Raw genomic sequence first — 17649 nt, 5'->3', positions numbered from 1 at the left:
TGCGTTCATCTAATTCTGGTCCATATTGATGAACCCAACGCATAATGGTTGTGTGGGCAATAGATAGACCTCGCTCTTCCATCATTTCGACTACATCACGAAAGCTAAGGTTGTACCGCAGGTACCATCTAACGGTTAGTAAAATAATGTCCGGCTGATAATGTTTCCACTTAAATAGATTCTGCTTTTCCATACTGATCACGTCCTTCTTTTAGAGTACTAGTATCAGTATGTCCAAGTTTTAGAGATTGCTTACAAGTGAATTGAAGTTTTTGCACCAGAACCAATAGATGGGGAAAAGTTTTATAGTGATAAACAATATGAAATTTTAAGAGAAAATCAAAATCATTACTTCATAAAAACTGAAATTGATACCAATAAGGTGACACTGTTACCCAAATCTTTAGAAGAAGATGTTTTTGTATTATATGGAACCTTTAACTTAGAGGGAGGATATTAAATGATAAAGTATGCTATTAGATCTCACAATAATAATTATGTAATTTTTTTCAACTTCAAAGAGAATTATATTTTCAAATTAATAATACAATAGGCAACGTTCTTTTTGCCATGTGTGCATTAATAGCTGATGCACTTCATAACTTCACTGATCACATACTCAATCTTGATTTTGAATCTTTAAGAGCAGAACTTCCGAAATTCTGGTTTTTAAAAGCCATGCTACTTAAGTATATCGACAATAACCTCGAAGGTTATAAAGAATATAAGCTAGTGAAGGATAAGTTTTACAAGCTTTAGAGAAAGGGTGTAATAACAAATGTTAGAGAAACAAATAATAAAAGCTAAAAATAATGAGCCACACTTAACTACATTTATTGAGCAAGTACAACAACCCTATTATAATGCTTCTTCATCAAATTTATATAATGAATTAAATGTACTTATTCAAGAGAAATCCAACGAAGAGGTTATACTTGAATGCCAAGATCATTTGCATAATTATTTTCAAGTTCAGAGAGAGTTATATTATGGCATTGATAAATCTAACTCAGAAATAGGGCATATTCTCTTTGCTTGTTTTGCATTAATGGCCGATGCATTACGTAACTTTTCTAGTTATATAAAAAATTCTGAAGCAACCTATCCCTGCCTTTACAAAATCCAATCTTGGCACATAAACAGCTGAAAATTTGTCACGAACCTTCATTTCCTCACACCATTTCACCTAAAAATTAAGCAAATAGGCTGGAAGTCCTTGTGAATAATTTGTGAAAAATATACAGCCTTCATTTATTCCGTAATGTTTGATATATTGAACTTCTGAGGTGACTACATGGAATACGATTACGACAATATTGATCTAGATAAATTCTACACATATAATGATTTACCTGATAAACAAGCTGGACGCTGCGACAACTGTGGAAACTCACATTTTAAATCAAAGGTTGGCAATGGTGAATTTCTTAGAGAGTGTAGCAATTGTGGAATGAAAAAGTCGATTTAATTATTGGCTTTTTCTCTGTTTAGAAGGTAAGTCATCTTCCGGCATAACCTTCTCAATCTCCCTGACTATCTAGGTAATATCATTTTTCTCATTCTAGGTTACTTTTTCTATGACCATTTCCCTGCAGCCAGATTCCGTCCATTGCTGCTGGATCCATTCATAAGCAACAATTGCAACTGCAAAGTTTGGAGCATCCTTAAAATCTCGGTCTCGAAAGAAAAATTCTCCCCGGCTTGAACCTCTAATGCTTTCAATATTGAGAATTGTTTCAATTACTAATTTAGTGACTTCCTTTTTAATTTAATTATGTACAAACAAACGTTCTAAATTCAATATATCTAAAACACTGATATCTTATTAAACCAACGAGGCAGGTTTTTGAAAATTAAAGTAACAATATATGGATATATATATAGTAAACATGGTATAATTGTCCTAAAATATATTGTTAGGTGGTAGAATGAAGAGGTTAATATTTATCATTTTAATTGTAGGTATAGCAATAACAAGTATCTATCTATTTTCTATTTTAACAGGCGCAAAAGAAAAAGATTCCGAATTTTATGAGAGAAACTGGGCTTACGATTATCTTGATATAGATTCATTACACCAAAAATATGAATTAAAAGGTAATGGGGTCAAGGTTTCTCTAATAGATACCGGTGTTTCTAAAGAAATTACCAGTACAGTTGACGGTATCAATACTATTAATGATTCAAAAGATTATGATGATGATCATGGGCACGGAACTCATATAGCTGGGATTCTATCATCTGAAGAGTTTGGAGTGGCACCTGAAATTGACCTTTACGTAGCAAAGGCATTGGATTCAAACTTAAAAGGTGATATTAACAATATTATAAATGCAATAGAATGGTCCATCGATAAGAATGTTGATGTGATTTTAATGCCATTTGGAACGCCAAAAGATAACCAGGATCTAAAACAAATGATTGATAAAGCTGTAGAGAAAGATATCTTGGTAATTTCTTCAGTAGGTAATTTCGGAGTTCAAAAAGATGTTGATGTTTTATTTCCTGCAAAATACTCAAACGTTATAGGTGTTGGAGCAATTAATAAAAAAGGTGAGATATGGAAAGGAACCACTCAAGGTGATGGTCTAGATGTTTTACTCCCAGGCCAATTTATTAATAGTTATTCAACTACTGGTGAAAACTTAGTTAGTAGTGGTACTTCAATGGCTTCAGCTTATATGGCTGGGTTAGCCTCTTTATATGTACAAGCCAATAAATCTAAAAATGAAAGTAAAATGAATGAAAAAATATGGAAATTCATGAAAGAAAATGATAGAGTTGAAGAGTACTTAATTCTCAAGCCCGACATGCTATTAAAAGAAGAATAGGAGATTGTAATGAAAAAATTTGTTACCATTGTATTGACATTTGTTATGCTTTTATCTATCCTGTCCCCTACTATTTCAGGAGCAGAGACATCAGAAGTTATTGTTGATGAGGGATTAGTATTAGAAGATACTGTAGTAGAAGAAATAACTGAAACTACAGGAATTGATGTATCAGGGCAAGATTTAACTACATATGAAGAAGATTTTGACTTTCTAGTAAACGACCCTATTTTTATGGAGATGGAAGAACATTTTATCCTTACTGATCAAGATGTTTCTATTGAAGATAACAGTGTAAGCGGTCAGTGGATTCCTGTTGCAGCTGCTGCAATTCGACTTCTTACATCAAAAGTTGGTAAAAAAGGTATGGAAAAGGGGTGGGCATTAGCAAGACCGTATGTAAAGAAGTTTGTAGATGCACCATCAAAGTATGACTTGGATGGTCCTGGTAGTGGGGGAAGAATTATTCAGCTAAGGAAGAAAGGCTCAACTACTTTATTCAGACTTGATTATGCCCCAATAAAACATGGCAGAGATCCTGTACTTCACTACCATGTACCACCTAATTTAAAAGATCATCATGTAATTAAATTCTAAAGGGTAGGGATAATATGATTTTTGATGACAGATACCATTTACATGTAGGTTATTATGAAGATGGACATGATATAGAAGGTATTTTTATGAAAGAGAAAAACGGAGAGAAATGGTGCCTGTTTTTCGATAATGATTATTATAAAAAAATTCTTAATAATAAGGATTATAAGTTTTATGAGGGCTTTGGTCTACTCGTAAGAGAGTATCATATTAATGATGATTTGACTTTTGAAAAAGGTTCACAACTACTTAAGGATTTTTTAATAGAGGAAAACATCATATAAAATCTTTAACTGCATCTCGGAAATGAGTATTAAGTACATTTACTGTAGAATAGATCCTAACTGAAAAGACTGACACCTATATAAAGGTGACAGTCTTTTTCTGGTTCTGGTGCAAAAATCACTCGTTAGAAACATAGAGTGTGAGTTTCCTTTAAATTGCTAACTTATGAAGCTAATCCAAACAACTTATGGATGAATTCTTTTTGATTTTGGGCAGACTTCACCCCCTGATGAACCTGCTTCTTTTTCATCATATGCATGGCTTCTATGCCACTCAGTATGTAAGTAGCTGTACGAAATGATTTCAATCCTAACATCGAACTAACTCGCTTTTTTATAAAACGATGATCCTGTTCTACGATATTATTGAGATATTTCACTTGTCTCATTTGGATGCCTTCAGGCATACGTTTCTCTTCTTTTAACTCTTGAATTGCTACAGGATAAGCTGGGTTTTTATCCACTGTTATGACGCGAGGTTTACAAACATGAGAAGTAGCCAAGGCTTTCTTGAAAAAGCGCTTGGCTGCTTGTTTATCTCTTAATTCACTTAGATAAAAATCAATGGTATTCCCTTCTGAATCAACTGCACGATATAAGTACATCCATTGACCTTTTACTTTAATATACGTTTCATCGACTCTCCAGGAATCATTTGTTGGCTTAAGATGACGTCGTACTCTTTCATCTAATTCCGGTCCATATTGATGAACCCAACGCATAATCGTTGTATGAGCCATGGATAAGCCACGCTCCTCCATCATTTCCACCAAATCACGAAAACTTAAGTTGTACCGTAGGTACCATCTCACTGTTAACAAAATAATGTCAGGCTGATAATGTTTCCATTTGAATACATTTTGGTTTTCCATACTGATCATGCCCCTTTTTTTAGAGTAATAGTATCAGTATGTCCAAAATTTAGAGATTACTTGCAATTGCCCTGAAGTTTTTGCACCAGAACCAAGCGATGCATATGATAAAAAAAGGACAACTTATTTCACGAGACAAGTCTGCCCAAAATCAAGTGGAGTTCATCCATGAACTATTTGAAATTGCTACTTAAGACTAGATTCTACTAGGGAGCTTTTCACCTCTTTACATCTTTCTTCAGTATTTGCACCAGAACCGGAGAACGTCCCATGCCCATCAACTTAAGGATATAAACTACTCCAAAAAGGGTTCTGTTACAAAAATTTCTAAACTAGGATAAAATCTAAAAAAAGAAAAGGAGGAGCATAACAGATGAGATAGTATAAAGGAAAACAATTCGAGAAAGATATTATATTGGTAACTGTTGGTTACTATTGTCGTTTTTCTTTAAGTCATCGTGACGTATTTGAAATTCTGAAGGAACGTGATATCTCGGTTCATGCCCTATATAAACATAGGCGAAGTCTTCAATCAGAATTCGTCTTTTCGACGTATAACGAATTACAAAAATTATTAATAGGTTAGTAAAATTCAACAGTAATTCCTTCACCTTTTTATGTGTTAAGAAACTTTGCACCAGAACCTGCATTGGCATGTATATTATGGTAATCGTATTAGAGATTAAAAATTAGCAAGTTAATGAGTTTTTTTCTGACACACACGAATATTGAAAAAACGTCTATATACAGTTAAAAGCTTAATCTCTTGTTGGCATAACCCCACTTATTCGCAATAAAGCAAAGGGGATCCGTCATATGATAAATCCTCTTTGTTTTACTAAATTCATATTTCTTTTTAATTTTTTTATTTTGGTTTCCCACTTAGTTTTGAGGATAAATTGCTTTTAGAAAATCATATAAAGTATAAGACACTATCCAAACAAATATAACTATGCTTACTGGACTAATCATTTCATACATTTCATTTCACCTCACCGCTCTTATTTTCTTTAGTAAGGGGGGATACCTCTAGTATGACATTATTATTTCAGAAATGGGCAAATATGTAAAAGTATTTTTCCTTCTTTACAAGTGGATATCGTCTATCAAACATTAGACAAATTAAAAGATAGATTAGGAGATAACGTTCATTCTGAAACACTTTTGCATTCTGATTAGGGTATCCACTACACGCACCCACAATTTCATAGTCATGTAAAGAGAATGGTAGATAACAAAAAGAATGGAATACAGACTTATAAGGGGGGGGATTTCCGTCTCTTTTTGCAGTCGTATCAATAATTCACTAGCGCTTACAGTCGCTCTTTTCATTATCAGCCACGGTTATGGTTACTGACATATTCATCGTCCTTAGAAGTTCGTTAACATTATCGGATTATTTTCCTTTGTTATAATACAGTTCTCTTATTTTTTAATGGTTGAAATGGAGTCATCACAATTAAATAGCTTTTACCGTTTCTGGCGCTACCCCAAATATGTTTATATTGGTTGTTAAATTCAGAAATATTGAAAAAATACTTTACGAACGATGAATAATGCATTATACTCTGTTTTACAGAGTAACTTGAATAATACATTATACTCTGTAAAACAGAGCAACTAGAATATAAGGGGGTTTTTCATGCCAAATCAAAAATATACCACTTCAGAAATACTTGAAAATTTATCGCATATTAAAACAATTACACGTTATAAAACCGAATATTGTAAACAAACTAGCACATACTTCATTATTTGGGGATTTATCTGGATTGTTGCTTATACGATTACCTTACTGAACTTTGATCCATTTACTATTGGGGTTGCATGGTTTTTGCTAGGGGTTATTGGTTGGATTATCACTTTGGCTATATATTTTAAGCAAAAAAAAATGAATCCAATGCCTTTGTTTCTAAGAAATCAATTGAAATATACCTGGCTAGGTCTCATTATGATTTTAAGTATTTTTGTTTTTTTGATTTACTCAGGTTTACTACCATATACATTTGATAATTTCTCTTTTTATATCGTTTTATTGGTGTCAATTATGTATATACTTCTCGGTATTGTTTTGACGAGAGAGATTTTTTTTATGGGGTTCTGGTTAAGCATTCTTGGAATGATCACGTTTTCTGTTTTCCCTGATTTACTGAACATTATTTTTGCATTTATCGGCGGAGGTAGTTTGTTATTAACGGGATTTATTCTGAAAAGAAAAGGGCAAGGAAATGAGTAATGTTAATAATTTAAATGATTTAATTCATGCAAAAATTCGCTTAGGGATTATGAGTTTATTAATGATTTATGAAGAATGTGATTTCACCTACTTAAAAAAATCTTTGTCTGTTACGGATGGGAATTTAGGCTCGCATTTGAAAAAATTAGAAGATGCAGAATATGTAGTAATTACAAAGACGTTTATATCTAAAAAACCAAAAACAATTGTAAAAATAACCAATTTAGGCGCAGATGCTTACAAAGAGTATATCAGTACCATTGAAGCCATTTTTAAAAAATAAAAGTTAAGAAAGGATGAGTGTGGATGCTACAGGTAGAGAATGTAAGTAAGAAGTATGGGACATCTCAAGCATTAAATAATGTAACATTAACAATTTCGAAAGGAGTATGCTACGGGTTAATCGGTCCAAACGGATCCGGGAAGTCAACCCTGATGAAAATTATCTCTCATATTATTAGATCTTATGAAGGCAAGGTTGAATACAAAGGAGGATCTAAAGGTACACTGGGTTATGTTCCGCAGGATATTAGTCTAGAGGAAAAGCTGACAGCTAAAACAAATATGGAGTTTTTTGGCCAAATACATGGAATAAAAGGTAAAGAGTTAAAGCAAAAAGTAGAAAGGTTATTGAAGGATATAGGATTATTTGAAAGAGCGAATGATGTAATCGAGAACTTTTCAGGAGGAATGAAGCGTCGCTTGAATATTGGTTGTGCTCTTATGCATGACCCGGAATTAATTTTTTTAGATGAACCGACGGTAGGGGTTGATCCTCAGTCAAGACGTTATATCTTTAAGCTCATAAATAAATTGAAAGGAGAAGGAAAGACCATCATCTACGTTAGTCATTATATGGAAGAAATTGAGAGTTTGTGTGACTATGTTTTTTTCATCGATAAAGGGAAAATCGTTGAAGAAGGGGAAATTAATGAACTTCTAAACCGTTACACAGAAACATCTGTTTACTTAGATTCATCTATTCCTAATAAAACGTTGATTGACCGTGGATTTGATTTTAAACCATATCAATCAGGTGTATTAATTAAAACAAAAGATCCGTTAGATACTTTCGGAGGTTTAGTTAGATTGAGCAAGGAAAATCATTTTGTTCCAAATCAATTATCTTTATTCAAACCAAGGCTAGAAGATGTATTTTTTCAATTGACTGGCACGGATTTGCGAGATCAATAATAAAAGGAGAGTGATTTTATGTGGCCTTTAGCCCGAATTGAAACAAAAAAACAAATAAAAGATCGGTCTTTGTTGTTTTGGACAATTTTATTGCCGATTGGATCAATTATCCTTTTGATTGAGTTATTTACCCCAGATATTTCAAAAAAAACATTAGTAGCTTCTCAATCAATCACAGGAATGAGCGTATTCTTTTCTACATTTGTTATTATTTCTATCGTTATAAGTTTTGTAAAGGATCGTGAAAAGGGGATGGTAGCTAGATTGGCAAGTACGCCTTTAAAGTCCTACAGCTTTTTTCTTGGTAAATGTATTCCATTCTTTTTTATTATTGTAATGCAAGTTCTTTTATTAACGATTTTGGGAGTTTACTTGTATGATATTAAAATAACACAATATGGATCTTATCTGGTTGTAATTCTCTTGTTGTCAATGTTAGTTACTTCATGGGGAGTGGCTATTGCTGTTTTTGCTAAGACGGAAAATACAGGGTTGGTGATGACTAATATTATTGCTTTAGGAACAGCGGTTGCTTGTGGTTTATGGACTCCTTTTGAACAATTACCTAGTTATTTGAAGACTATTGGCATGATATTTCCTCAATATTGGGCACACCAAGGTTTAGTGAATTCGGTATCTACACTACCAGGGGGAGAAAGTTTGACTTTGGTTGCACTTGTACTTATTGGATACTCTGCATTAGGTTTTATTGTTTCACTGATAGGCTATAGGAATTACATTAAAATGGCTAGAAGCTAAGACTAGAAAGAATTCTCCCTTATGAGTTATTTTGAAATATAAATAAGATTGCAATTAAAATACATTAATCGCAATCTTTCTTTTTGAATTGAAATGAGGAAACTATCTATGAAATCGCATTCAAATAAATGTTAGGAGTGAGCGAATGTCAAGTGAAAAGTTAGAACTACATATCGAAAGGTATTTCCGACCATATAAAAAAGATCAAATATTTCAAGAAAAGAAAAAAGAATTAATGCATAAACTTGAGATTATAATGTTTCAACTTAATAATGAAGGATTGGAAGATAGGGAGGTTTATAATGCTCTTTTTAAAAAGCTTGAATCTGGAGATGTGAAAATTGATGTAAGTGAATTATCTGTTGATGAAAATAACAAATTAAATTATTTTAAAAAAATATTCACCGATGAAAATCTAGAAAATCTTGCGCTAATTAATGCCAATTACAGGTTATGTGATTTTAAAGGTTCAATGGCCAAAAACCGAGAAATTAATTATTCGGAATTTAAAGATTGTTATTTCAAAAGATTAAATGTCATTGATTCCACTGTATCTGAATCTGATTTTAAGAAGAGTGATTTTAACCAGGCTATTTTTGAAAATTGTAAAATCACCAATTCCTCTTTTTATGACTCTCATTTTCCAAAGGTAAGCTTTGATGGTTCCTTTTTATTAAATATTTCATTTAAAAATTGCTATCTAAAAAAAGTATCTTTTGTGAATTCTAAATTAATTAATGTACAATTTGAATCATGTACTCTTTCAAAGTTAGATTTTACGGGAGCGACTATGGATCGGATAACCTATCGCTTTTTACAAGAAGAAAGGGCCAATTTAACTGATGTGGAGATAATTTAATTATTATTCATTGATTGGTAAAGAAGTAGACCAATTAGAAAGTATTCTAATTGGTCTACTTCTTAGTGATTAGAATGTAGAAGAACTTGAAATAATTGTTGTACAAGTACAACGAGCAGCCATCGGCTCGAATAGATGTTGCCCTTCTCCGTGTACGCTAACAGTTAAAGCAGTTGGTACTTTGATTTTAGTCATCATTTTTCCCCCCTATGTAGATTTTATCGACAGAATATTTAGTCGATATGTCACATATTCTGAAATAAGTATCCAAAAATGTCAACCTTTTTTTGGAAAATAATTCGTGGTGTAATCAAAATGTTTGATTAGGAGATTTAATCCTCTGAATCTAAACTTTAAAGTTTTAAGAAACGTATAATTAATAATTTAAACAACCAACGAACCTTTTGTTTGGTTTACGCTTGAATTCTTTACGACATTTTTCACTATATCCTTCACGTACTATCCGAATATTCTTTTATAATAACTTGATTAGTTAAGCCTTGCCCTGTAGCTGTATATTTTTTGAATCTATAATATTCAAAAAATATAAAAATTCTAAAAAATAGACATTGATAAGATAATATTTGTATGTTTTAATACAGGTATGGAAAAAAATAATAAAATTGTAAAATTGAGAAATTTAAGTAAGAGTTTTGGCGATAAAATAGTTTTATCTAGTATTAATCTAACCGTTAAAAGGGGGGAGTCAATTGGATTAGTCGGGCCTAACGGAGCTGGAAAAACAACTCTCTTGTCGATTATACTGGGGATAAAAAAACCCGATTCTGGTGTAGTGGAGATTTTTGGGGATATCCCAAATAAGCCAATTCAACGAGTAAAGTTGGGGATTTCACCGCAGTCGATCAGCTTACCAGATACTTTTAAGGCAGGAGAATTAATAGAGTTCGTCCGGAATCACTATCCTAACAAAGCAGAATTTAAAAGTTTGATTGAGGAATTCCACTTGACAAATATAGTGAATTACAAAGTGGGAGGGTTATCAGGTGGACAAAAAAGATTGTTATCGACATGTTTGGCTTTTTCAGGTAATCCAGAACTCGTTTTATTGGATGAACCTACAGCAGGGTTAGATGTACATACACGAGATTTGCTATGGAGTGTCATCAAAAACAGAAATTCTAAGGGGACCACAATTATCGTGACAAGCCATTACTTAGAAGACATAGAAAATTTAACTCAAAGGATTGTGAAGATTGATAAGGGTCATATACATATTGATGATGAGTTAAGCCGAATAAAAAGTAATATTCAAAGAAAAAATGTGGCGTTGAAAACAGATAAAATAAGTGCTTTCATTTGTTTACCAAGTGTCGAGTCTTACAAAATCCAAGGTGAATATATCATTTTAAGAACCTTAAGCTCTGAAGAATTGATTAAGGAGATTGTTATGACGATGGAGCATTTTGAGGATCTACGTGTTTTTGAAGATCGTTTGGATCACTATCTTATGTCTAGCGCCGAAGAAGTAAGGAAGGTAACTCAGTGAAAAGTATAGTATATTTAGCTTCACTACATGCCAAGTTTCAGTTGTTAGAAGCTTTTCGCATACCTATCAGTATTGTCATGAGTCTGATATCCCCTACTATCGGTTTGCTGTTTTTCGTATTACCTCAACAATCTGCAGGGGCCTCTTCAGATGCTATTACTAAATCGGTTATTGCACTTGTGATTTTTGGCGTAATGGTCAACTCATTGTTTCACTTTGCTGTAGAAATCTCTCAAGCAAGAGAAAGACCATGGGGATCTTATACACGATCTTTACCCGTAGGACAGGGAGCGATACTTCTATCTTATTTATTTTCTTCTGGTGTTTTATCTCTGATTTCAGTAATACCTTTGTTACTAATGGCAATTATCTTAACAGATGCAAGTATGGGTGTGATAAATCTGATTATTGGTGTCATTTCACTCGTTATGACTTGTATACCATTTATGCTACTTGGAATTGCTATTGGTTACTTTTCTGTTCCAAAGGCTGCAGTAGCCATCGTACAAGTATTGATGCTGATTTTGGCTTTTGGTGGAGGGTTGTTTATACCACCTGACACTTTTAATGAGCTTTTCAATAATTTATCTTACATGCTCCCATCACGTTCTTCGTTGGAAATTGTGTCGTGGGGAACTGGGATTAATAATGATTTTCCTCTTAAAGGATTGATTGGCTGGATAACTTGGACCTTTTTGCTGTTAGTTATCATTATTCTAAAAATAAAGAATGAAGTAGATCGGGAGTATTAAATAAGGAGGCACTTCTTTATATGAGTATTCATTATATTGGTATTCGAGAGCCGTTAAAAAAAATTTTAGATGAAATTGTGATAGGACATCAAGATCACCCTACGCAAATTATTGATCTCGGTGGTGCAGTTAATTATAACATTGATTTTTTTACAAATGCTACCGATTTGGAAACGGAAACTATCTTGTTATCTAATAGAAGGCATAATGTTGATGATGAGCTTGGTTCCTTGGAAACTGAATTATTACAAGTATATAAAAGTAGTATTCTTTATAGAACTTCGCCACTTGATATAAATATTGAGCTTTATAGGGGATGGGCAGGTGCGACAGGGATATTATTAACCGCATTTTCTCCTAAAGGTGTCAATTGGGTGAATACAAAAGATATCGCTCATGCATGTTTAATTTCTAAACAAGATGTAAGGGCGCGGGCTGGAAAAGCTTTTGAGTTAACGGGTCCTGAATTAATTAGTATGAGCAGACTTAGAGATATCTTTGAAGAAGATTTAGAGATGGAAATTGATTTACAGTGCAAAAGTAAAAAAGAAGTTATTAATATTCTTATGCAAAATAAAATGCCTTTAGATTTAGTGGAATGGTTAGTTGAGTTTCAGGATCAATCTTCAGATAATCGACTACAGTCTACTACAAAAACACTTGAACAAATAATTGGGCATCCACCAAGTGCAGCTCAGTTATTTAAAAATAAAAAGTTAGTTTAGTTATTAAAAGGAGGAAACAAGTATGCCTATACAAGAACAAATTTCTCAAAAAACTGCAAGGTACAAATTAGCTCCTCATATTACGTTAGGTAATTTACAGGGCAGTCTGGTTGGCTTTAAAGGACAATCAATAACAAAAATTGATGGTGAAGGAGTAGTTGAGTTTATCGAGGGAATCTCAGAATATCTTATTAGAGATAATGGGGTTTCAATCGAAGAATTAGAGCAGAATTTTGATATTGAGAGTGCTCAGTTAAAAAATGTCTTAGAATTTTTAGTTACCAATGGAATGTGTGTTAAGTCTGACTTTGACTTTAATTTAACTGCTTTATTAGCTTATGAAAGAGCTGGCGGTCAAGTATCAGTAGAAGATATTCTACATAGAATCCAGACGGGTATAGTGGAAGTCATTGCTCGTGAAAATAATGGAGTAGCTAAGGAATTAATTGCTAATTTGCGGGAATTTAGATTGAACGTTGTACTTAAAGGTGAATCAGATGAGAAGCCAAGCATTAGAATAGCGGTCGGTACATCACATTTAGATCCACTTTTAGAAGAAGTAAATGATATTGCCTTAGAAGATAATATTCCTTGGTTAAGTGTTGTACCTTATGATGGTCAGACGGCATGGGTTGGGCCATTCTTTATTCCTCATCAGTCGGCTTGTTTACATTGCTATAACTTAAGAAAATCAGCGAATTTTGCTGATGATGTATTCCGTTCAGAACTAATGAAAATCAAGCCTGTAAAGTCGGACAAGCAACCTGTTTACAATCAGCCTATTAATTTAGTTCAAAATGGAATTGCTAGTAACTTAATTACAGAATGGGTTGCATTAAGGGATTACGCTTCAAGTGCGATACCTGGTGGATTCACAACAATTAATTTAGATGATAGAGGTATCTCATTTAATAATCATCGTGTTTATAGAGTACCTAGATGTCAAAAATGTTCTCCTGCAGCAGATACAGGTTTTCCTCAAGTTTGGTATCACGGAGAGGTGATTAAATAATCATGGCAAACAAATGGACAACGTTAGAAGAATCTTGGAAAGTATTAGATGGTTTAGCAGATCCATATGTTGGAATTGTCCGGAGGGAATATAGAAAGCTCAGAGATGTAGATGATGTATGGGGGCACTCATATGGAGCCCATGGTACAGATAGTAAAATTTTATTTGGAATACCATCCAATTCTTATAATGGTGGAGGCTCTGATAATCCAGCTGCAGCGAGATTGGCTGCTATAGGGGAAACCGTAGAAAGATATAGTGCAGCTTATTTACCGTTAAACTCTAATGTAGTACATTTCGGCTCTCAAAAGCAACTAATCAATGAAGGTAAAAAAGTAATTGGTTTTGATAAATGGGAACTTTACTCTCAGAAACAATATGAGGATCCTGCTTTTCCTCATAATGTTTGGGATGAAGATACAGAGTTATGGTGGCGACAAGGACAATATGCTGATAATAATGAAGAAGTTTGGACGCCTGCACAATTAACTCATATTGCAAACTATACTGAATGGCCAGGAGATTCAAATATTGGCCATGCAACTAGTAATGGATTAGCTTGTGGTATAACTTATCAAGAAGCAGCGATTTCAGGACTGTTTGAAACAGTTGAACGAGATGCATTTATGTTAACTTGGTACAATAAATTAAGTTTACCGAAAATTGATATCAATTCTTCTCCTAGATTAAAGCGTTTTTATGAAAGATATATTAAGCCAACGTCACTTGATTTGCATTTAATCGACATGACAGTATTTTCAGGCATCCCTTCTATTCTAGCAGTAATTAGAAATCCATATACAGATTTAGCACCGTTTGCAATAGGAGCAGCTTCCGCTCATTCAATTGAAAGAGCTTGTGAGAAAGCTGCAATAGAGGGGATGTATACGAGAACTTGGGCGAAAACGGAGCAACGATTAGGGAACGCTTTAGTAGATGTTGATTTTAATAAAGACATAAATAGCTTTGAAGATCATATTAAACTTTACGCTGGAACAGAACTAATTAAAGAAGCAGATTTTCTAACCGAAAATGAAAATTTAGTTGATGTTAATGAGTATAGGCCATTTGATGATAGTTCTCCCGAAGTCTTATGGAATAGTCTCGTGAGTCATTTATCAAAACAGGGATTTAAGGTTGCAACTTTTGATTTAACTAGCCCTGATATTAAAGATGCTGGAGCATATGTAGTTAAATCAATTATTCCAGGTTATAAGCCAATTGATGTTCTTTACAGAGGTAGAATGTTAGGTGGAGAACGAATTTTAAAACATTCTTATAACCTAGGTTTGGTTGATAAACCATTTAATTTAGAAGACCTTAACCCGATCCCTCATCCATTCCCATAAAAAAGTAGTAGAAAGGTGATTGATATATATGGAAAATATTGAGAGACACGCCACCAACTTGGTAGATGTTGTATATGGTAACGAAAGATTGCAATTTGATGACCCATCTGAAAATTGGTTTGAAGCAACAAAAGTTTATCGAAGCTCAATGGCTTGGGATGCACCCGGAGTGGCGGGTTTAAGTCGATCTGAAACTTTGCAAAAGATTGCTAGACATGCAGGTAAAAGATTTGATGACTTACCATTGATTCCACTACCAACTCCGTTAAACACCAACGTATCACTAGATGATGCAATTAATGAGCGGAGAAGTGTGGAAAATTTTAAAGGTAGAAGTGTTTCATTAGAAAAACTATCAACTGTTTTACAAAAAAGTTATGGACTGGTAGAACGTCCAGAAGGTCCTAGACGTCCAATACCATCTGGTGGCGCGCTCTATCCTCTAGATCTGTTTGTTGTAGTTAATAAAGTGGATAGTTTAGAAAAAGGTATTTATCATTTTGACCCTTATCGAAGAGGTTTGGTAAAGTTAGGGGAATATTCGGAAGAAGAATTTATGAAAATCATGTTGCAAGAAGAGGCTGTTCAAGATTTTGCATTTGCTGTAGTGGTTTCTGCAAATTTTTGGCGTTCGCGGTTTAAGTACGGGCATCGGTCTTATCGGTTTGTTTTTATGGAGGCAGGACATGTAATGCAAAACATGATTTTGTTATCTACGGCACAAAAGATTAACAGTCGACCTTACGGTGGATTTATCGATGATGAGTTAATGAAAATGATCGGTGGCTATAATGGCGTAGATGATGCTCCAATCTACACATTAGTTGCTGGTATTTAAATGAATGATATTAATTGTATCAGCCTTAGGGATCCTAATTCATTTTTTGGGTCCCTTTAATTCTAAAATGATAGTCAAAATCATGAATGATAAACCATCTGTCCATCGAAAAATCTTTAAATATATTACACCCCAACGAAGTTATGATATTACAACGATTATTGCAGCTCTGATTTGCTGTAGTGTCATTTTTCGAGAGCTTATTTCAGATATTTCAAATGATAATAATATCTATGGTATTTTGTTTTTTGGGTTATTGGGAGCTCTTTTTCCATTGGTAATATGGAAAATAAAAAAAAAGGTAGTTGTATTTAAAGGGAAGCACTCAATTAACATTGATTCATTGGTGTTTCTTCCATTAGCTGCTTTATCTGAGGAAGTAATTTGGCGTTTTTGCCTCCCTTTTTTGCTACTAACGTACTTATTCGATTCTCTTCCATTAGCTATTCTTATTAGTTCAATTGGTTTTATCATACTACATTTACCGTTAGGCGGATTTAAATCAATTGCTTATATGTCACTTTTTACGATTCTTGTCGTCCTATCATTTCTAGCTTTCGGTATTTTAGCTTCTATAGCTTTTCACATTACTCATAATTTAGCAATTCAATTTTTCCGTCCAGTAAGGAAAAAAACATTCAAAACGAAAACCCCCACTTTGTCTCAAACTGAGTGGTAAAGTTTTTAAAGGTGGTCTACTGTATGCAAATACAAAAAAAAATAAAAGAGCTTGAAGAAAAAAGAGCTCAAGCCCAGTCCTGGTTTGTTGAGCCAGGGAAAAGAAAAATAAGTTCAAATTACGACAATAGAGAGACTTCAACTATCAGAATCCTATCTGTAGAAACTTTTATTGCTTTTTATGAAGCAACGTTTAATAGGAAACCCGATTCTATCTTAGATATAGGTTGTGGGCAAGGGCAGGTACTAAAATATTTATCCGAAAAATTACCTCGTGCAGTATTGATGGGTATCGATTCATCAAAAGATGCGATTAATTCTGCAAATCAACTTAATATAGATGCTGATTTTATATGCACAGAAATCGAGAGCCAACCATTGGATATTTCAGGAAAAACGTATGATGTAATTTTTATTCACTTATGTTTTGGATTGTTTAAATATCCTTTAGAGGTGTTAGAGTGTTTAGTTCCTTATATGTCAAATGAATCCCTTATTTATATAGTAGATTTAAATAGAGACAGTGTAGAAGAAGGAATTAGTTCTTCGCAGTCGAAAGATGAAGAACTTTATCTTTGTGATCAGTATAATGCTTCGTTTACATTATCCGAGTTCAAACATTTATTAATGTATATTACTGAACAAAGAAATGAATTGTCTTTTAAAATTGGAACCTCTGCCATTGGGGGGTTTAATCAATTTAGCGCGGATTTTTTATCATTAATTGGAAATCAAAGCTTGCAAAAAGCTTTAAGGATGATTTCTAAAGAAGAAAATGCTCAGAAACACTCAATGCCAGAACTTTTACATGCATGGCTTATTAAAAATAAAAATTCTGTTTAAAGGAATTGATCAAGAGTGTCGTAATTAAAATTGAATTAAAACAGTCTTTATTACGACACTATTTTGTTTCATTATTATAAGACCTCACCGGTATTCAATCCAATTAAAGGAGCCAGGTAAGCGTTCTTTCTTGATTTTTTTACACTTGTGAATTTGAAAGAAAGTTTTCCATGTTTTCAACAAAATTTCAATTTGCCAGCGTAATGAATACAGGTCATGAATATGTTTTATATTTAGTGAATTTTGGCGAAGAATTGTAAGAACAAACACCGACAAATAGAATCCTGATTGATTTTAATTATGTAAAAAATAC

At 33.3% G+C, this 17649-nt stretch carries 20 protein-coding genes and 4 pseudogenes; 20 read left to right on the top strand and 4 right to left on the bottom strand.

Features of this window, described 5'->3' with window-relative positions; all coding sequences use genetic code 11:
- A pseudogene (locus BFL01S_RS13440) lies at positions 1-193 on the bottom strand (IS6 family transposase); the annotation flags it as partial.
- A gap of 585 nt (positions 194-778) precedes the next feature.
- Here BFL01S_RS13440 and BFL01S_RS13430 point away from each other — a divergent pair.
- The 5 genes from BFL01S_RS13430 to BFL01S_RS13415 all read left to right on the top strand — a co-directional run bounded on the left by BFL01S_RS13430 (position 779) and on the right by BFL01S_RS13415 (position 3712).
- Positions 779-1147 carry a hypothetical protein gene (locus BFL01S_RS13430; RefSeq protein WP_061785979.1) on the top strand — a complete coding sequence of 123 codons (369 nt, stop codon included), beginning with the start codon at positions 779-781 and terminating at the stop codon, positions 1145-1147.
- A gap of 147 nt (positions 1148-1294) precedes the next feature.
- Positions 1295-1468 (top strand): DUF8096 family protein, encoded by a 174-nt coding sequence (locus BFL01S_RS21525; RefSeq protein ID WP_501193726.1) that lies wholly within the window; start codon positions 1295-1297, stop codon positions 1466-1468.
- A gap of 460 nt (positions 1469-1928) precedes the next feature.
- The gene (locus tag BFL01S_RS13425) at positions 1929-2831 is read left to right on the top strand and encodes a S8 family serine peptidase (RefSeq protein WP_061785978.1); all 903 of its coding nucleotides are present in this window, start codon (positions 1929-1931) and stop codon (positions 2829-2831) included.
- Positions 2832-2840: 9 nt separating this feature from the next.
- Positions 2841-3428: a hypothetical protein gene (locus BFL01S_RS20455; RefSeq protein ID WP_061785977.1), complete on the top strand. Its 588-nt coding sequence runs from the start codon at positions 2841-2843 to the stop codon at positions 3426-3428.
- A gap of 14 nt (positions 3429-3442) precedes the next feature.
- A complete protein-coding gene (locus BFL01S_RS13415; protein WP_061785976.1) occupies positions 3443-3712 on the top strand; it encodes a DUF3986 family protein in 270 nt (89 codons plus the stop codon).
- A 164-nt stretch (positions 3713-3876) separates the two neighbouring features.
- Here BFL01S_RS13415 and BFL01S_RS13410 read toward each other — a convergent pair whose 3' ends face one another.
- Positions 3877-4584: an IS6 family transposase gene (locus BFL01S_RS13410; protein ID WP_025911933.1), complete on the bottom strand. Its 708-nt coding sequence runs from the start codon at positions 4582-4584 to the stop codon at positions 3877-3879.
- 92 nt (positions 4585-4676) lie between these two features.
- Here BFL01S_RS13410 and BFL01S_RS21055 point away from each other — a divergent pair.
- The 7 genes and pseudogenes from BFL01S_RS21055 to BFL01S_RS13385 form a co-directional block, all read left to right on the top strand.
- Positions 4677-4778: pseudogene (locus BFL01S_RS21055) on the top strand (IS6 family transposase); the annotation flags it as partial.
- A gap of 215 nt (positions 4779-4993) precedes the next feature.
- A pseudogene (locus tag BFL01S_RS20070) lies at positions 4994-5086 on the top strand (IS6 family transposase); the annotation flags it as partial.
- A gap of 1140 nt (positions 5087-6226) precedes the next feature.
- Entirely contained in the window at positions 6227-6820 is a 594-nt protein-coding gene (locus tag BFL01S_RS13405) for a hypothetical protein (RefSeq protein WP_061785975.1), read from the top strand.
- A complete protein-coding gene (locus BFL01S_RS13400; RefSeq protein ID WP_061785974.1) occupies positions 6813-7103 on the top strand; it encodes a winged helix-turn-helix domain-containing protein in 291 nt (96 codons plus the stop codon). The genes BFL01S_RS13405 and BFL01S_RS13400 overlap by 8 nt, the downstream gene beginning before the upstream one ends.
- A gap of 23 nt (positions 7104-7126) precedes the next feature.
- The gene (locus BFL01S_RS13395; protein ID WP_061785973.1) at positions 7127-8014 is read left to right on the top strand and encodes an ABC transporter ATP-binding protein; all 888 of its coding nucleotides are present in this window, start codon (positions 7127-7129) and stop codon (positions 8012-8014) included.
- 18 nt (positions 8015-8032) lie between these two features.
- Positions 8033-8773: an ABC transporter permease gene (locus BFL01S_RS13390; protein ID WP_061785972.1), complete on the top strand. Its 741-nt coding sequence runs from the start codon at positions 8033-8035 to the stop codon at positions 8771-8773.
- Between the two features lie 145 nt (positions 8774-8918).
- Positions 8919-9632: a pentapeptide repeat-containing protein gene (locus BFL01S_RS13385; RefSeq protein ID WP_061785971.1), complete on the top strand. Its 714-nt coding sequence runs from the start codon at positions 8919-8921 to the stop codon at positions 9630-9632.
- Positions 9633-9701: 69 nt separating this feature from the next.
- On the opposite strand, the gene BFL01S_RS20065 is transcribed toward BFL01S_RS13385, so the two are convergent.
- Positions 9702-9827 carry a plantazolicin family TOMM peptide gene (locus BFL01S_RS20065; protein WP_098092590.1) on the bottom strand — a complete coding sequence of 42 codons (126 nt, stop codon included), beginning with the start codon at positions 9825-9827 and terminating at the stop codon, positions 9702-9704.
- Between the two features lie 409 nt (positions 9828-10236).
- Here BFL01S_RS20065 and BFL01S_RS13380 point away from each other — a divergent pair, with 409 nt between their 5' ends.
- The 8 genes from BFL01S_RS13380 to BFL01S_RS13345 all read left to right on the top strand — a co-directional run bounded on the left by BFL01S_RS13380 (position 10237) and on the right by BFL01S_RS13345 (position 17336).
- Positions 10237-11139 (top strand): ABC transporter ATP-binding protein, encoded by a 903-nt coding sequence (locus tag BFL01S_RS13380; RefSeq protein ID WP_061785970.1) that lies wholly within the window; start codon positions 10237-10239, stop codon positions 11137-11139.
- Entirely contained in the window at positions 11136-11891 is a 756-nt protein-coding gene (locus BFL01S_RS13375; RefSeq protein WP_061785969.1) for an ABC transporter permease, read from the top strand. Before BFL01S_RS13380 ends, BFL01S_RS13375 begins: the two co-directional genes overlap by 4 nt.
- Positions 11892-11911: 20 nt before the next feature.
- Positions 11912-12616: a Rossmann-fold NAD(P)-binding domain-containing protein gene (locus tag BFL01S_RS13370; protein ID WP_061785968.1), complete on the top strand. Its 705-nt coding sequence runs from the start codon at positions 11912-11914 to the stop codon at positions 12614-12616.
- 22 nt (positions 12617-12638) lie between these two features.
- On the top strand, positions 12639-13628 hold the full coding sequence (locus tag BFL01S_RS13365) for a TOMM precursor leader peptide-binding protein (protein WP_061785967.1): 990 nt from the start codon (positions 12639-12641) through the stop codon (positions 13626-13628).
- 2 nt (positions 13629-13630) lie between these two features.
- The gene (locus BFL01S_RS13360) at positions 13631-14977 is read left to right on the top strand and encodes a YcaO-like family protein (protein WP_061785966.1); all 1347 of its coding nucleotides are present in this window, start codon (positions 13631-13633) and stop codon (positions 14975-14977) included.
- An 88-nt stretch (positions 14978-15065) separates the two neighbouring features.
- Entirely contained in the window at positions 15066-15815 is a 750-nt protein-coding gene (locus BFL01S_RS13355) for a SagB/ThcOx family dehydrogenase (protein WP_235859234.1), read from the top strand.
- Between the two features lie 82 nt (positions 15816-15897).
- Positions 15898-16494: a CPBP family intramembrane glutamic endopeptidase gene (locus tag BFL01S_RS13350; RefSeq protein ID WP_235859233.1), complete on the top strand. Its 597-nt coding sequence runs from the start codon at positions 15898-15900 to the stop codon at positions 16492-16494.
- A 23-nt stretch (positions 16495-16517) separates the two neighbouring features.
- A complete protein-coding gene (locus BFL01S_RS13345; protein ID WP_061785963.1) occupies positions 16518-17336 on the top strand; it encodes a class I SAM-dependent methyltransferase in 819 nt (272 codons plus the stop codon).
- Positions 17337-17453: 117 nt separating this feature from the next.
- On the opposite strand, the pseudogene BFL01S_RS21465 reads toward BFL01S_RS13345, so the two are convergent.
- Positions 17454-17558: pseudogene (locus tag BFL01S_RS21465) on the bottom strand (transposase); the annotation flags it as partial.
- Positions 17559-17649: the final 91 nt, after the last annotated feature.

It is taken from the genome of Priestia flexa NBRC 15715, from assembly GCF_001591565.1.
GTDB classification, from domain to species: domain Bacteria; phylum Bacillota; class Bacilli; order Bacillales; family Bacillaceae_H; genus Priestia; species Priestia flexa.
This window is presented reverse-complemented; position numbering and strand designations above follow the sequence as displayed.

Excerpts from the sequence above, each read along its gene's own strand:
- BFL01S_RS13350 (WP_235859233.1), top strand. The coding sequence starts at position 15,898 with ATGAATGATAAACCATCTGTCCATCGAAAAATCTTTAAATATATTACA.
- BFL01S_RS13405 (WP_061785975.1), top strand. The coding sequence starts at position 6,227 with ATGCCAAATCAAAAATATACCACTTCAGAAATACTTGAAAATTTATCG.
- BFL01S_RS21525 (WP_501193726.1), top strand. The coding sequence starts at position 1,295 with ATGGAATACGATTACGACAATATTGATCTAGATAAATTCTACACATAT.
- BFL01S_RS13400 (WP_061785974.1), top strand. The coding sequence starts at position 6,813 with ATGAGTAATGTTAATAATTTAAATGATTTAATTCATGCAAAAATTCGC.
- BFL01S_RS13415 (WP_061785976.1), top strand. The coding sequence starts at position 3,443 with ATGATTTTTGATGACAGATACCATTTACATGTAGGTTATTATGAAGAT.
- BFL01S_RS13365 (WP_061785967.1), top strand. The coding sequence starts at position 12,639 with ATGCCTATACAAGAACAAATTTCTCAAAAAACTGCAAGGTACAAATTA.
- BFL01S_RS20065 (WP_098092590.1), bottom strand. The coding sequence starts at position 9,827 with ATGACTAAAATCAAAGTACCAACTGCTTTAACTGTTAGCGTACACGGA.
- BFL01S_RS13430 (WP_061785979.1), top strand. The coding sequence starts at position 779 with ATGTTAGAGAAACAAATAATAAAAGCTAAAAATAATGAGCCACACTTA.
- BFL01S_RS13385 (WP_061785971.1), top strand. The coding sequence starts at position 8,919 with ATGTCAAGTGAAAAGTTAGAACTACATATCGAAAGGTATTTCCGACCA.
- BFL01S_RS13380 (WP_061785970.1), top strand. The coding sequence starts at position 10,237 with ATGGAAAAAAATAATAAAATTGTAAAATTGAGAAATTTAAGTAAGAGT.
- BFL01S_RS13370 (WP_061785968.1), top strand. The coding sequence starts at position 11,912 with ATGAGTATTCATTATATTGGTATTCGAGAGCCGTTAAAAAAAATTTTA.
- BFL01S_RS13360 (WP_061785966.1), top strand. The coding sequence starts at position 13,631 with ATGGCAAACAAATGGACAACGTTAGAAGAATCTTGGAAAGTATTAGAT.
- BFL01S_RS13425 (WP_061785978.1), top strand. The coding sequence starts at position 1,929 with ATGAAGAGGTTAATATTTATCATTTTAATTGTAGGTATAGCAATAACA.
- BFL01S_RS13395 (WP_061785973.1), top strand. The coding sequence starts at position 7,127 with ATGCTACAGGTAGAGAATGTAAGTAAGAAGTATGGGACATCTCAAGCA.
- BFL01S_RS13410 (WP_025911933.1), bottom strand. The coding sequence starts at position 4,584 with ATGGAAAACCAAAATGTATTCAAATGGAAACATTATCAGCCTGACATT.
- BFL01S_RS13345 (WP_061785963.1), top strand. The coding sequence starts at position 16,518 with ATGCAAATACAAAAAAAAATAAAAGAGCTTGAAGAAAAAAGAGCTCAA.
- BFL01S_RS13390 (WP_061785972.1), top strand. The coding sequence starts at position 8,033 with ATGTGGCCTTTAGCCCGAATTGAAACAAAAAAACAAATAAAAGATCGG.
- BFL01S_RS20455 (WP_061785977.1), top strand. The coding sequence starts at position 2,841 with ATGAAAAAATTTGTTACCATTGTATTGACATTTGTTATGCTTTTATCT.